This is a genomic window from Oryzomicrobium sp. (assembly GCF_021287045.1).
Taxonomy (GTDB): domain Bacteria; phylum Pseudomonadota; class Gammaproteobacteria; order Burkholderiales; family Rhodocyclaceae; genus Oryzomicrobium.
Window position 1 is genome coordinate 237,803 of the sequence record NZ_JAJTBG010000001.1, and the last position, 14,788, is coordinate 252,590.

Consider the following 14,788-nt stretch of genomic DNA (forward strand, 5'->3'; position numbering starts at 1 on the left):
GGTCGCTCCCCTCAGAACCGGTAGCCGACTTCGAGCCAGTACTGGCGGCCCTTTTCGTAGACGAGGTCGGTGCCCGTCAGCTCGATGGCGTTGCTGCGGTTGAGCACGTTGTCCACCGACAGGGTGACGTAGGCCTCCTGTTCGCGCACCGTGGGCATGGACCAGTTGATGCGCATGTCCCAGGTGATGGCCTTGCCCACCGTCTGCTTCTCGTAGACGTCGATCTGGGTGCCGTTGTAGTCGGCCTTTTTGCCCGTGGCGACGATCTTTTCGTAGCTCTGGCGGAGCCGGAAGAAGTTGCCGATGGTCAGGCGGGCCGAGGGGATGACGGTGTTGAAGAGCACCCGGCCGGTCATCGGCCGGTTGTAGTTGTCGGCGGGCCGGTCGATCCAGCGGGTGACCTTGCCGTTGTAGAGGATCACCTTGTCCAGCTCGTTCTGCAGGTTGCTGATGGTGTCGCTGTAATCGGCGTGGGACGTCTTCACCCGGGTGCGGTCCAGCCCCAGGGTGACGGTGGTGTAGGTGCCGGCCAGCTTGATCGGCGCCAGGGTCTCGGCGGTCAGGGACCAGGTGTCGGCGCTCGAACTGCCCACGTTGTCGTAGGCGTAATCGCCGGCCTGGCGCAGGTGCAGGATCACCTCGTCGCGGCCCTTGCGGGTTACGTACTTGAGGTTCCACAGCATGCCCCCGGCCTTCTGGCTGATGCCCGCCATCTGCTCGTCGGCATAGGGGACTTTCAGCTCCCCCAGGTGGTACATCTTCCAGGTGTTGCTCTGGGTCGGCGTCGGCCAGGCCGTGAGCACGCCGCCGGAAACCGAGCGGGTCTGCACGGCGGTTTGTAGAGACAGGCGCTCGGCCTGGGTCCGGTAGATCATGAAGTTGCGGCCGTAGTAGCGGTTGAGGCCCGCCTCGATCCGGGTGGTGCCGTCCCCCAGCACGTCCCAGAACAGGGCGCTGCGCGGCGCCCAGGTGGCCTTGGGCGCCAGGTCGTCGCTGTCGTAGCGGGCCCCCAGGCGCAGGCGGACCGTGCCCAGGCGCATCTCGTCCTGGAGGAAGAAGGCCCGGCCGGTGTTGTTCACCTCGAACTTGCCGGCGAAGTAGATCAGGCGACTCCTCAGGTACTGCCCCTGGCCGGCGGGGGCGTTGTAGGGCGTGGACATGGAGCAGTTCTCCGTATCCACCCCGCCGCCGGCGGTGGCGCAGGTGGTGGTGTTGGTCGAGGCGGTGTATTGCTCGTAGGGCGTCTTGCGCTCGTAGTACGAACGCTGGCGGTCGAGTTCCAGGCCGGCCTGGAGGCGGTGCTCCAGGCCCAGCAGGGCGAAGGGCTTCCAGTCGCTCTTGAGTTGGTAGGTCAGGTTTTCCTGGGACTGGTCCACATCGCCCCATCCCCCTTCGCCGCTGTTGCCGTTGGGCTTGCCCCAGTTCTTCTCGGCCGAGTAGCGCCACAGCCGCCAGACGTTGCTGTCGGTGCGGCGCGAGCTGTCCATCTGGCTCCACACCAGCCGGTGGGTCAGGGTGGCGCCGCCCAGGGGGTGGTGCAGCCCGAAGTTGAGGCCGATGCCGCCGTTTTCCAGCTCGAAGTAGGAATTCTTGGCGTCCTTGACGAAGTAGCGGCCGATGCCGGGAGCGTAGAGCACCGAGAAATCCGCCCCCACGTCCTTGCTCGGCGTCCAGAAGCCGCGCAGGAAGTAGTTGTCGGAAATGCGCTCCTGCTGCTTGCGGTTCTCGTCGCCGCCGCTGGACAGGTTGTTGCTGTAGCCGTTGAGGGGGATCACCGAGGTGCGCCGCACGAAGCTGCCGATCAGGCCCAGTTCGTCGCTCGGCTTGCCCTGGAGCGCCATGCGGTAGCTCCACTTCTCGAACTTGGGCTGGTAGGTGGCGTCGGCCGAGGACGCGTAGGCCTGTTCCTGGGCGTCGCTCAACTTGTAGCGGGTCCAGGAGTCCCGGGTGGTTTCCACCGACACTTGGCCGGCGAACGCCTTGGTCGGGGCGCAGGTGTCCGCCTGTACCACGCCGCCGGAGAAGCGGCCGTATTCGGCGCCGACGTTGGAATCGCGCACCGTCACCCGGCACACCAGGCTGGTGTCGACGGCGAAGCCCTGACTGGCCGAAGGCGGGCTGGCGTTGTTGTTGGCATTGTTCGGCGTGGCGACGGTGGCGGCCGGATTGATGTCGTTGTTGAAGGACATGCCGTCCATCAGGTACAGGTTGCTGTAGAACTTGGCCCCGTTGATGCTGACGTCGGCCGGGGCGATTTCCCCCAGGCGCCCGGTGTGCTGGTCGTTGTTGGCGAATTGCACGTTGGGGTTGATCTTGAGCAGGCTGGTGATGTCGCCGTTGCCCAGGGGCATGGCGTCGATCGTGTCCCGGTCCAGGGTCATGGTGCCCAGGGATTCGCGCTTGCTCAGCACATGCACTTCGGGGAGCTGTTTTTCACCCTGGGCCGCGGCCGGGTTGGGCTGGCGGGCGGCCACGATCACCGCGCCGCTGTCGCCCACCAGCCGGTAGCCGAGGCCGCTGCCGGCCAGCAGCCGGTCCAGGGCCTCCAGGGGGGTGAGCGCCCCCGACACGGCGGGGGCGCTGTGTCCCCCCACCAGCTCCGGGGGGAAGGAAATCGACCAGCGGGTCTGCTCACCCAGGGAAATCAGGGCGCTGCCCAGGGGCTGGGCGGGGATGTGCAGGGCCGGCGGCATGGTCGATGGGGCCGATGCGGCGGCCGAGGCCGCCGGGGCAGTCAGGACGAGAGCCACGGCCAGGGCGGAACGGCGCAGCCAGAAGCGGGGAGAAGGAGGGAAACCGTGCATCGGGGGGATGTCCTCGAAAACAGTGTCGATATCCCCAAGACGTCTGTCGCGCCGTTCTCCCTCACCTGTTGCCGGATTTTTTTTCGCCGGCCCGCACCACGAATAGACCGGGCAGCCGGTCCAGGCGCAGACCGGCCCCGTGGGCCAGCAGGGCCAGAGCCTGGTCCGGGCGGGCTGGGTCCACCACCCCGGACACCCTGACGTGGCGGGCTTCGCCCAGGACCAGGATGGGCTGGCGGGTGTAGCGGCTGAGCTGGGACGCGGCCCGGGCGAGGGGCGTCGCTTCGAACACCAGCATGCCTCGGGTCCAGGCCGGCGATCCGGCCGGTTGCCCCGGTGTGGCCGGGGGCAGGGCGGCATCGTCCGGGCCGACGGCGATGGCATCGCCGGGGCCGAGCACCCGCTCCGCTTCGGTGTCGGCGCAGGCCGTGCAGCGCACCGCCACCTTGCTCTCGAAGACGGCGACCCGGGTGGTGTCGTCGTCCCGCGCCACCTCGAAGCGGGTGCCCAGGGCCCGGGCGCGAGCCTGGGGCGTGGCCACGGTGAAGGGCGCCGGGGTGTCGCTGCCGCCCGGCTTGCGGGCCACCTCGAACAGGGCCCGGCCGCGCAGCAGCCGTATCTCCCGGGCATCGGCTCCCAGGGCGACGGCGATGGCCGAATCGGCGTCGAGGGTCACTGTGGAGCCGTCGGCCAGGGTGACCGTGCGGATTTCACCGATGCCGCTGGCGTAGTCGGCCTCCTGCTCCTGCCAGAGCCGGGGCGCGGTCGTGCCCAGCAGCAGCGCCAGGCCCAGGGCGCCCAGGGTGGCGGCCCGGCGGCGGCCGGTGGCGCCGGAAGGGCGCAGGCGCCGGCCGTCCACCTGGCCCAGGCGTTGCCACAGGCCGGCCAGCCGTTCGTAGGCCGCGGCGTGGGCCGGATCGGCGGCGTACCAGGCGGCGAAGCGGGCCTCGTCCTCGGCGGAAAGGGCGGCGTTGCTGCGCCGCACGACCCAGCGCGAGGCTTCGGCCTGGAGGCGTTCGGTCGGCGCGTTGGCGGTGGCGGAGGGCACGGGCTCAGGCCTCGTCGAGCACGGCCTGGCAGGCCAGCAGCAGGCGGATCATGTGTTTTTCCACGGCGCTCACCGAGATGCCCAGTTCGGCGGCCACCTGGGCGTGGGACAGGCCGTCCACCTTGTGGCGCAGAAAGACCTCCACGGTGCGCGGCGGCTGGGCCAGGATGATGGCCTCCAGGCGCCGGATGGTCTGGCGCAGGGCCGCCAGGTGGGCCGTGTCCGGGGCGCTGGCGTCGGCGACCCCGGCCAACTGGCCGTAGTCGGCCAGCAATTCGTCCTCCCGGCCGCGCTGGCGGTGCCAGTCCACGGCGATGTTGGCCGCCACGCGGAAGACGTAGCCGCGCAGGTTGTCCACCGGCTCGGCGGGGCGGGCCTTGCACAGCTTGAACCAGCAATCCTGAGCGCAGTCCTGGGCGGCGTGGCGGCAGCCGGTGCGGCGGGACAGGAAGTCCACCAGCTCCCGGTAGTGGTCCAGGTAGATGCGGGTGAGGGCGGTCATGGCCGGGGCGGGTCAGGGGGCCGGGGCGGCGGTGTCCGCCGGGCCCGCCTCGGGCACATACACGATCGAGCCGTCCTGCATCCGGTAGGCGGTGCCGGCCTTGGCGCCCTGGCCTTCGCCGATGGCGCCGCTGGCCTTGTACTTCTCGATCTTCTCGCCCTTCTTCACCACCACTTCCATGGAGGGCTTGCCCGGGTCGGTGATCACCGTCACGTCCTGGTGCGAGAAGGGATTCATCAGCGGGTTCTTGGCCACGGTGATGAGCAGGGCGGCGATCACCACCAGGAAGATGTCGATCAGGTTCACCACCGACAGGATCGGATCCTCGGTTTCCGGCTCGTGCAGCAGTTTCAGGGCCATCACGCCACCTCCTGGACCGGATAGGTGGGCAGAGGATGGCCGTGGCCGGCGGGGCCGTTCCGCTTCAGGGCGGCGATCTCCAGCAGTTCCTCGGCCAGCCAGCGGCGGCGCACGTTCACCACCCAGTAGGTGATGGAGGCGGCGATCAGGGCCAGGATCACGGCGGAAAAGGCCACCGTCAGGTTCTCCGAGACCTGGGCCAGGTTGCCGTCGGACAGGGATTTCAACGCCGGCCCCATGGGGATCATGGTCGCCACCAGGCCGAGCATGGGGGTCACCCGGCTGGCGATGCGGCCGTTCTCCAGGGCCTTGTGGGCGGCCAGGTCGAGCTCGTCCTCGGTCAGGTCGGGCTGGGCCAGGTAGGCCCGCAGCAGGGGGCGGCCGGTCCGGCCCCGGCGGCGCTGGGCGAACTGGCGCAGAAAGCCGCCCAGCACCCAGAAGGCGTAGAGAAAGAGCAGGGCGATGAGGGCCAGGGTGGGCAGCAGAAAGAGCTGGCCGATCTGGTACATGGAGCCTTCGAGCAGGGTTTGCATGGCGGTCCTTTGCGAATCGAATGGAGCGGTGGAGGGATCAGGCGGCGCGGCGCACCGTCAGGGGGCGGTTGGCGGTGAGCGCCCCGCCCAGGGCGGCGGCGAGCACCAGCAGGGCGCCGACCAGGGCCGCCAAGGGCAGGGGCGGCAGGGCCTTGTCGGGCTCGGGGACTTTTTCCAGCTTCATGCCGCGGATCACCGGGGCGTCGGGCGGGGTGGCCGGGTCGCCAGGATCGGCGGGTTTCTCCACGGGGGCATCCCGGGAAGCCGCGTCGTTATTGGCGTTTGGCGGCATCGGCTCGGATAGCGAGGCGGGGCGCGGCTTTCCGAGGCCATAGCCGGCGGCCGGGGCTGCGGCGCCCACGTAGGCGCGGAAGGCGGCGTTGTCGCTCTTCACGTCGTACCTGGCGGCCAGCTCCCGGTAGGTTGCCTTCAGCTCGGCCACGGTCTTGGCGTCGGCCTGCCAGTAGCCCTGGCGGGCCGCTTCGAGCATGCGTTCAACGGTCTGGGCCAGGGCGTGGGGATTGTTGCGGGCGAACCAGTCGCGCAGCCCCAGCTGGTGCTTGTCGCGCACGTAGACGTCGGCGAACTCCTGCCACTGGTCGTCGCGCACCACTTCCCGGGCGGTGGCGGTCCAGCCCCAGAAGTTGTTCATGGCGTCGAGCACCTGCAAGGTGCCGGCGTAGCCCTCGGCCATCACGTTCTTGATGTAGCCGGGGTGGAAGTTGCGGGTGGCCAGCTCCTTGGCCAGGAACTCGGCGGCGCCCTCGGCCCGGCCACCATTGCCACTACCACTAGCCCCGCCGGCGCGCAGGTTGCTGATGTACAGCTCCGGGGCCTTGCCGTCCAGGTGGCGCACCGCCAGGCCGATGCCGCCCAGGTACTGGAATGGGTCGTCGGTGGTGAGCATGCCGTAGAGGTTGGAAGAGCGGGCCAGCACGGCTCCCTGGGTGCCCTTGAGCTGTTCGGCGTAGAGGTTGATGCCGCGCAGCGATCCCTGCTGGGCCTGGCCCCAGGTGGCCTCGTCCGGGCCGTAGGCGAACTGCATCTTGCGCAGGTACAGCTCGGCCAGCTTGCGGTCGCCCTCGGCCTTGCCCTTCCAGGTGTCGGTGGCCAGGGTGGCGTCGTCCAGGCCGGTGCCGTAGTTGCCGGATTCTGAGGAGAAGATGCGGGTGCGGGCGGCGTTGCGCCGTTCCGCCTCGGGCACCCCCTGGCGGGCCAGGCGGGCCTCCACCTCCCCGGTGTGGGCGGCCACCGGGTTGTCCGGCTCGTCAGCCGCGGCGGCCAGGGCCACGGCCTTGGCCAGCTGGCGCATGGCGTTGGGGAAGTGGTCCCGGTACAGGCCGGTGGCCGACAGCACCACGTCCACCCGGGGACGGCCGAGGCGCTCCCGGGGGATCAGGCGCACGTCCTCGACCCGGCCACCGGCGTCCCACACCGGCTCCACCCCCAGGGCGAGCAGGGCCTGGGCTTCCAGAATGCCCTGGTGGCGCATGGTTTCCACCGACCATAGCGAGAAGGCCAGCTTGTCCGGGTAGCGCCCGGTCTTTTGCCGGTGCAGGGCGAGCAGGCTGTCCAGGGCCTCCTTGGCGGCGGCGAAGGCGGCCGGGGTGGGCACCCGGGACGGGTCGAAGCCGTACAGGTTGCGTCCGGTGGGCAGGGCCTCCGGGTTTTTGATCGGGTCGCCGCCGTAGGAGGTGGGCAGGTGGCGGCCGGCCAGCACCGTGAGCAGGCCGGGGATCTCGTTGCCGGCGGCCAGGTCGGCGGCCAGGGCACGGCCCCGGTCGAGCAGTTCGCGCAGCCGGGCCGGGGCGCCGGCCGGGGGCGGTTCGCCGTTCAGGGCGGCTTCGAGCAGGCGGTAGGGGCGGCTGGCGGCGAGCTGGCGGTAGTCGCCGACGAAGCTTTCTTCCGGGTCGTCGCCGTCGACCGTGGCCAGCTGCCAGTACTCCTTGCCCAGGGCCAGCACGGCGGTGCCGATGCGGTGCACCGGGGCCGGGGCGGTGCCGAAGGTGTGCAGCCCTACCGGCTGGGCGGTCTGGGCCAGTTCGTGGAGGTGGGCGTGCAGGGTGTCGACAAAGGCCGGGAAGTCGGCGGCGATGCGCGCCGCGCTCCAGCCCAGGTCCTTGTCCACCCGCAGGGCCTGGGCGCGGCGCAGCAGGTCGGCGCGCAGCTTGTCCTTGACCCCGCCTTCGTCCTGCTGCTGCCAGGCGTGCAGCACGTCGTGCAGTTCGTTCACCTCGCCGTGCAGCCCCGCCGGGGCGAAGGTCGGGGTCTGGTGGCTGACGATGACGGCGCGGCCGCGGCGCTTGGCCTGGAGCGCCTCGCCGATGTTGTCCACGATGTAGGGATAGGCCACCGGCACGTCGCCCACGGCGGCCATCGGCCAGTCGAACACCGACAGACCCCGTTCCTTGCCCGGCAGCCATTCCTGGGTGCCGTGGGTGCCGAAGTGCACCAGAGCGTCGGAGCGTTGCCGCGCCCACAGGTAGGCGGCCAGGTAGAAGTGGGAGGGATGGGCCTCCAGGGAGTGGTAAATGGCCTTTTCCTTGTCCACCCATTTCTCGCCCCGGGGCGCCTGGGGCAGGATCGCCAGATTGCCGGCGAGCAGGCGCGGGATGACGAACACCGGCCCTTCCGGGCGCCGCAGCACCATGGCCGACTTTTCCGGCTCGCCCCACTGCCGCGCCAGGGCCTGGCGCTGGGCCTCGGGCAGGGTCGCCAGCCAGCGCCGGTAGTCGGCCACCGGCAGGGTGTCGGCCAGGCCGTCGCGCAGCAGCGAGTCGAGCTGGGCGGCGGTGTCGTCCCGGTAGAAGGGGGCGAGCAGGCGTTGCAGGCTGGCGATCAGCACCGGCTCGGAGAGGGCCTCGGCGCGGTAGCCGGCGTCCTTGAGGCCCTTCAGGGTGGCCTCCAGGCTGCGCGGCAGGTTCATGAACGAGGCCGACAGGTTCTTTTCCCCCGGCGGGTAGTTCCAGACGAACACGGTGACCCGCTTCTCGGCGTTGGCCAGGGTTTGCAGGCGCACCAGCTTCATGGCCTTGCCCACCACCGCCGCGGCCTGCTCGGGGATCGGCACCACCTGGTCGTCGCCGGCCCGGGTGGCGGCGGCGATCTGGATGTCGGTGACCCCGGCATACTCGGCCTGGGCCAGGTAGAAGGGCACGTCGGTGAGGCTCACCCCCTGGGGATCGGCGCGCCAGGCGGCGGCGTCGCCCTTGCGATAGGGCATGGCCTGGACGACCGGAATGCCCAGGGCGGCGAACTCGGCGCGCCGCCCTTCCGGGTTGAGCATGATCTGGGTGTTGATCAGCACGTTGGCCACGGGCCGGCCGGCGGCACTGGTCATGCGCCGCACCCCGTCCGGGTCCATCACCGGGCCGTAGAAGGGCAGGGCGAGGGCGCCGGCGGCCTCGATGCGGCCGATCAGGTCGTCGATGAAGGCGGTCTGCTCGGCGGCGATGTAGCCCTGGTGCAGGGCGATGGCCACCACCGGACGGCCCGGCGCGGCGGGATCGACGCCCTTCCAGCGCAGGTAATCGGCCGGGTCGGCGAACACCAGGCCGGGGGCCTTGGGGTGGTAGATGGCGCTCTTGGGGAAGACGATCGGCGCCGCCGCCGCCTTTTCCACCGCGGCCCAGGGCTGGCCCGCCAGGTGGGCGGCCAGGGTGGCGAAGAAGCCCTCGAAGTTGGCCCGGCTGCCGTTCACGTAATAGGCGTGCAGGCGCCGGGCCAGCGGATCGGGCAGGCGCTGCCACTGGGGGGCATTCTCGTGCAGCCACAGGACAGGGGGCGAGGCTGGGGCGTTCAGCCCGGCCAGGGCTTTGGCCAGGCGGGTCTTGGCGAAGTCGCGCAGGTGGTCCCGGGGGGTGTCGAAGAACACCACGTCGTAGCCGGCGAACAGACTGGCATCGGCCTCCGCCGGCAGCTTCTCGACGAAGCGGCTGTCGGCGGCGATGCCGTGCCGGCGGGCCAGGGGGGCGAGCATCTGGAACTTGCCGGCGGGCACCGGGCTGGTGGCGAGGAACAGCACCCGGTGGGCGGTGGCTACGGCCGGAGTCGGGGTAGGGGCGTCGGCCGCCGTGGCGGCCCCGGGGGCCAGGAGCGGCAGGGCCAGCAGGGCGGCCCTGCCCAGGAAGGTCCGGAGGATCGAGAGGGCCTGGAGGGCCAGGACGGGACCGGGCCGGACAGGTGCGCGGCGTGGATCGTGGCAAGCGGCGGCGCCGGCCGGCGCGGGAGGGGCGGCAAGGCCCGGGAAGGGCGGAAGGGCAGGGTCCATCGCATGGCGGGACCGCCCGTGGGCGGCCCCCAGTCCTCGGCTGATTCCTGCCGCCGCGGCGGGATGTGCGCCCAGTCGCCGGCCCGGAACGGGCGGCCCCGGGGATGAACGGAGCCGGCGGCGCCGGATCGACCGGAAACCGGGCGGCCCGACGGGCGGGGCGCGTGGATGCTGCGGCGAGGGGCGACCCGATGCGCGGGGCGGTGGGGTCGAAAAGGAGGGCTGGCTGCCGACGCCGGCACCGCCGAGAGGGGGAGCGGCGGGCGAGTGGGTTGCTGGCGCAAGGCCTCCGGGCTCACGGCCCAGGACGGCGGTACTGCAACGGAAATGGGACGGTGCTGCGGGGCTGCCCGGGGGGCGGCCGGATGGCTGGCGTGACGGTGGACCGTGCTGGCTGGCTGGACGGATCAGGCGCGGAGCCTGGCCGGAGGCGGCGGGTGTTACCTGGCTGTTACTTGGTCAGGATCAGCTTGTTTTCCCGCGTCAGGCGCAGGATGTAGGACTGGCCGGCGTGCTCGATGCGCACCGTGTTGCTGCCTTGGAACAGCTGGCTGCTGGACAGGACCGGGGCCACGGCCGGGGCGCCGTGGGCGCCCCCGGCCTGGGAGGCCCGGCTGCCAGCCGCGCAGTCGTTAGCGGTGGTTGCCATGGGTGTCTCCGGGGAGGGTGATGAAACCGAGTTTGACCAGTCCGGCTTCCCGGGCGGCGCCCATCACCTCGGCGACGCGCTGGTAGCGGGTCTCCCGGTCGGCGGACAGGTGCAGCTCGGGCTGGGGGGTCTGGGTGGCGGCCGAGGCCATGCGCGAACGCATCTCGGCGTCGTCCACCGGCTGGTCGTTCCAGTACAGCTTGCCGGCGCCGTCCAGGGCGACCCGCACCGTTTCCGGCTTGGCGTCGGTGGGCTGGGCGGCCACGTTGGGCAGGTCTACCTTGATCGCCTGGGTCATCAGCGGCGCGGTGACGATGAAGATGATCAGCAGCACCAGCATCACGTCCACCAGCGGCGTGGTGTTGATTTCCGCCATGGGGGCCTTGCTGCCCCCGGAAAACGAGCCGAAGGCCATTTACGCGGCCTCCGCCAGGGGACGGCCGGCGGCGTTGGCCGGGGCGCTGTGGCTGGCACCGGTGTGCGGTTCGCCGCCGGAGAGGGGCTTGCCGGTGGTGAAGAAAGCGTGCAGATCGTGGGCGAAGGCGTCCAGGTCGGCCTCGATGACGCGCACGGCGCGGGTCAGGGCGTTGTAGGCGAGCACCGCGGGAATGGCCACGAACAGGCCGGCGGCGGTCATGATCAAGGCCTCGCCCACCGGGCCGGCGACTTTGTCCAGGCTGGCCTGGCCGGTGGCGCCGATCATCGCCAGGGCGTGGTAGATGCCCCACACGGTGCCGAACAGGCCGATGAAGGGGGCGGTGGAGCCCACCGAGGCCAGCAGGGTCAGGCCGTTTTCGAGGCGGGCGCTGGTCTGGGTCAGGCCGGAGCGCAGGGCCTGGGTGATGAACTCGGCGCCGGACAGGCTGGCGGCCAGGGAGCCCGTGCCGTGGTGGCGCTGGTAGTGGTTGGCGGCCTGGTCGGCGCGGCGGGCCAGCAGGGCGAAGGCCCGGGCGTTGCCGGCTTCCAGTTCGGCGATGGCGGCGGGCACGCTGCGCGCCTGCCAGAAGGCGGCCAGGGCCGGCGTGGTGGCGCGGCGCAGGTTCCAGACGCGCCAGCCCTTGGCCAGGATGACGGTCCAACTGCCCACCGAGAGCAGCACCAGCAGCACGGCCACGGCGTGAGAGACGAAATCGCCGGCCGCCCAGAAGCTGGCCAGGTTCATGTGGGTTTCAGGCTGCATCTCAATTCTCCAAACTGAAAGTGATCGGTATTTGCACCCAGGCGGCGACCAGCTCGCCGCCCTGGCGGGCAGGAACGAATTTCCACTTGCGCACCGCGTCGAGGGCGGCGTTGTCCAGGCGGGTACTGCCGGAAGAGGTTTTCACCACGACGTCGTCGGCGCTGCCGCTGGGCAGCACGTGGGCGCGCAGCATCACCTTGCCCTGCTCGCCCATACGCCGCGACAGGGGCGGGTAGGCGGGGGCCGGGTTGCTCAGGTAGTCGGCGTCGAAGCGCGGCGCGGTCACCGGCGCGGGTGTGCCGGAGGGGGCGCTGTGGGTGGCCGGCGCCGCGGCCGACGGGGCGGCGGGGGTAGCCGGGGCCGAGGGCTGCGGCGCGGCGGCGATGGGGGAAGGGGCGGGCACCACCGGCGCCGGGGCCGGCGTGGGCTTGGCCGGGGTCGGCTTGACCACCGGCTTGGGCTCGGGCTTGGCGGCGGGCAGGGGTGCCGGCGGCGTGGGGGCCGTTGGGGCGGGCGGCAGGATCGACACCATCAGCGGCGCTGGCGGTTCGATAGGGGCCGGCGCCGGGGCCAGCAGGATGGCGGCGGCGATTGCACCGTGGGCCGCCAGGGCGGCGGCGATCCAGCCCAGATTGGTGCCGCGCCACAGCCTGTCGCCGTCGATGACGGAATACGGCAGGGGGGCGGAAGCGGGCAGTGCGGCGGTAGCGGTCATGGCAACCCGGCTGGGGTGGAATAAATAAGAACGGTTCGCATTATCGAATTCACCTGACAAGTTGTCAAGAAATGTTACGACCTGCCTACGCTAAGGGGCGCGGGCGATTTCGGCCTTGATACAGGTGGCCTTTTACTCTCCCCCGGGGCCCTTGCCCTGCGACCTGTTGTCGCAGGGCAAGGGCGGGGCGGCGCAGGGGCGCTTCAAGCGAAAAAAAGCCCCGCCGGAACGGGGGCGGGGCAAAGGACGATACCGGCGTGCCGGCATCGCGAGGCAGGCCGGTCGGAGGCTCAGAAGTCCAGGGCCAGGGACACCATGGCGTTGCGTCCGGGTTGGGTATAGAACTCGGGAGCCTGGTCGCTGGCGAGCAGGCCGCTGCGGCGCACGTCGTTCCACAGCCAGTACTTCTTGTCGAACAGGTTGTTCACTGCCACGTTGATGCGGGCCGTCTTGTGGAACTGCCAGTAGGCCGACAGGTCGGTGACACCGTAGCCCGGGGTGCGGAAGTAGGCCTGGCCGGTGCCGGCGCTGCTGTCGTCCACCCGGTCCTTGCGCCAGGCGGCACGGAAGCGGGCTTCCAGGCCGACGGTGGCGGTGGGGGTCCACTGGGCGCTCAGGGTCAGGCGGCGCGGTTCGATCGAGTTGATGGGCCGGTCGGTGTCCTGGTCGGTGCCGCTGGCATAGGCGAAGGCCCCGTTCAGGCGCACTTCCTTGAGAGGTTGCCAGTAGCCGCGCAGCTCGAAGCCGCGGATGGTGACCTGGCTCAGGTTCTGGTACTGGTAGGTGGCGGCGCTGCCCGGGATGTAGGCCGGGTTGCTGGCACTGATCTTGATGTTGTCGATGAAGTTGCGGTAGCGGTTGTGGAACACCGCCACCTGGCCGCCGGCGGTGGCACCCGCCACCTTCAGGCCCAGTTCCACGCTCTTGCTGGTTTCCGGCTCCAGGTTCGGGTTGCCCACCGAGCCGTAGTTCTGGGAGCCGTTGTAGAAGAAGCGGTTCACCTCCTGGTAGTTGGGCGGGCGGAAGCCCTCGGCGTACTGGCCGTAGACGTTCCAGCCCTGCATCACTTCGAAGCTGGCGGCGAACTTGGACGAGACTTTCGAGCCACTCTTGTCCACCGCCCGGTAGCCGGGCTTGGTGACGTAGAGCGGATCGCTTTCGGGCGTCAGGCTGTAGTGGTCGTAGCGGATGCCCGGGGTGAGGCGCAGGCGGTTGTCCAGGAAACGCAACTCGTCCTGGGCGAACAGGCCCAGGCTGTCGGCGTGGCCCTTGGGATAGTCGGTGCTCGGGTAGCTGTCGCCGAGCAGCGTTTTGTTTTGCACGCCGGTGGCCAGGTTGGTCCAGGTGGCGTCCTTCTTCTCGGCGGTACGGGCGCGCATCCAGTCGGCGCCCCAGGTGATCGACTGGGGCGTCAGCCAGGTGGCTTCCTTTTCCATTACCAGGCTGGCGCCGCTGCGGGTCTGCTCGAAGTCGAAGCGCTGGTCGAGCAGGCAGTTGGCGGCGCCGGGGGTAGAGGCCGAGCAACTGGCGCTGGTGTTGGTGCGCCACACCTTGTTGCGGTTGGTGGTTTCCTGGGTCTGGGTGTACAGCTTGAGGCCGAGCCGGTCGAACAGGGCGGTGTTGGTGGGCAGCCAGTCGTAGTCGAGGGCAACCCGGTTGCGCGCGATGCTGTCGTCCCCCAGGTTGCGGGTAATGCGGCTCAGGTTGTTGGGGCTGCCCGGGCTGACGTTGCTGACCCGGCGCACGTCGGTCTTGACCTCGGTTTCGCGGTTTTCCAGGGTCAGCTTGAAGCGGTGGTTGGCGTTGAGCCGGTAGGCGAGCTTGGCCAGGATGTCGGTGGTGTCGTAGTCCTGGGGGTTGGCGCTGCTGCGCAGCAGGCCCGAGCCGTTGAGGTAGGGCTTGTCCGGGCTGTCGCTCTTGTTCTCGATCTCGTGGCCGCTGCGGTGGGACACCATCAGCAGGCCCTTCAGGTCGCCGCCGTCGATGGCGCCGTAGCCAAGCTGGCTGGTACTGCGGTCGGCGCTGAAGTAGGCTGCCTTGCCGCCCACGGCGTAGGGCCGGCCCTTGAGCAGGTCGTCCGGATCGAGGGTGAGGAAGCCCACCACGCCGCCCAGGGCGTCGGAGCCGTAGAGGCTGGAGCCGGGGCCGCGCACGATCTCGATGCGCTTGAGGAAATCCGGGTCGGGCACGTCCCGGTTGCTGGCGTCGTAGTTGGTGGTGCCGGGGGAGCGGAAATCGGCGGAACGGACGCCGTCGATCAGCATCAGCACCCGGTTGTCCTCGATGCCGCGGATGTTGATGTTGCCGCTGCCGAAGCGGCGGGCGTCGGCGGGCATGGCCACGTCCGGCTCGTCGGCCAGGGCGTCGGCGATGGTGCGGGTGCCGCGTCGGTCCAGATCGTCCCGGTCCACCGTGGTGACGGTACCGGGAATGAGGTCGGTGGCCTGTTGGGAACGGGTGGCGGTGACCACCACTTCCTTGAGGGGCGCGGCTCCGTCCGCCAGGGCAGGGGCTGCGGGCAGGGCGAACGCGGCGAGCGCCAGGGCCAGCCGGCGCGGTCGGAAAGGCAGGGGGGGCATGCGAGGCTCCGGTGAAAAGGGCTCGCTACCTTTCGCCGCGGGGTTGGCGCGGATGTGGTGGGTGGCTGGCGTTGTTGTTTATATGAGAACGATTCTTATTATAAGGATTGCCGCAGCCGGGTCAATCCGCCGCGAGATCGCTCCAACG

At 70.4% G+C, this 14,788-nt stretch carries 11 protein-coding genes; all 11 read right to left on the bottom strand.

The window, feature by feature from the left end:
• Positions 1 to 11: 11 nt before the first annotated feature.
• On the bottom strand, positions 12 to 2,804 hold the full coding sequence (locus LWW89_RS01110) for a TonB-dependent receptor (protein ID WP_293259824.1): 2,793 nt from the start codon (positions 2,802 to 2,804) through the stop codon (positions 12 to 14).
• Between the two features lie 61 nt (positions 2,805 to 2,865).
• Positions 2,866 to 3,852 (bottom strand): FecR domain-containing protein, encoded by a 987-nt coding sequence (locus LWW89_RS01115; protein WP_293259827.1) that lies wholly within the window; start codon positions 3,850 to 3,852, stop codon positions 2,866 to 2,868.
• A gap of 4 nt (positions 3,853 to 3,856) precedes the next feature.
• Positions 3,857 to 4,354, bottom strand: coding sequence for an RNA polymerase sigma factor (locus tag LWW89_RS01120; RefSeq protein WP_293259830.1), 498 nt, complete (start codon positions 4,352 to 4,354; stop codon positions 3,857 to 3,859).
• 12 nt (positions 4,355 to 4,366) lie between these two features.
• Positions 4,367 to 4,714 carry a DUF2149 domain-containing protein gene (locus tag LWW89_RS01125; protein ID WP_293259832.1) on the bottom strand — a complete coding sequence of 116 codons (348 nt, stop codon included), beginning with the start codon at positions 4,712 to 4,714 and terminating at the stop codon, positions 4,367 to 4,369.
• The gene (locus LWW89_RS01130) at positions 4,714 to 5,247 is read right to left on the bottom strand and encodes a MotA/TolQ/ExbB proton channel family protein (protein WP_293259835.1); all 534 of its coding nucleotides are present in this window, start codon (positions 5,245 to 5,247) and stop codon (positions 4,714 to 4,716) included. The genes LWW89_RS01125 and LWW89_RS01130 overlap by 1 nt, the downstream gene beginning before the upstream one ends.
• 37 nt (positions 5,248 to 5,284) lie before the next feature.
• Positions 5,285 to 9,517: a cobaltochelatase subunit CobN gene (gene cobN, locus LWW89_RS01135; protein ID WP_293259838.1), complete on the bottom strand. Its 4,233-nt coding sequence runs from the start codon at positions 9,515 to 9,517 to the stop codon at positions 5,285 to 5,287.
• A gap of 451 nt (positions 9,518 to 9,968) precedes the next feature.
• Complete coding sequence (locus tag LWW89_RS17530; protein WP_334156945.1) at positions 9,969 to 10,091, bottom strand: hemin uptake protein HemP; 123 nt, start codon at positions 10,089 to 10,091, stop codon at positions 9,969 to 9,971.
• A 58-nt stretch (positions 10,092 to 10,149) separates the two neighbouring features.
• On the bottom strand, positions 10,150 to 10,581 hold the full coding sequence (locus LWW89_RS01145; RefSeq protein ID WP_293259844.1) for a biopolymer transporter ExbD: 432 nt from the start codon (positions 10,579 to 10,581) through the stop codon (positions 10,150 to 10,152).
• Positions 10,582 to 11,346, bottom strand: coding sequence for a MotA/TolQ/ExbB proton channel family protein (locus LWW89_RS01150; RefSeq protein WP_293259847.1), 765 nt, complete (start codon positions 11,344 to 11,346; stop codon positions 10,582 to 10,584).
• A gap of 1 nt (position 11,347) precedes the next feature.
• Complete coding sequence (locus tag LWW89_RS01155; protein ID WP_293259850.1) at positions 11,348 to 12,061, bottom strand: energy transducer TonB; 714 nt, start codon at positions 12,059 to 12,061, stop codon at positions 11,348 to 11,350.
• A 290-nt stretch (positions 12,062 to 12,351) separates the two neighbouring features.
• Positions 12,352 to 14,640, bottom strand: a complete 2,289-nt coding sequence (locus LWW89_RS01160; protein WP_293259853.1) for a TonB-dependent hemoglobin/transferrin/lactoferrin family receptor — start codon at positions 14,638 to 14,640, stop codon at positions 12,352 to 12,354.
• Positions 14,641 to 14,788 lie beyond the last annotated feature (148 nt).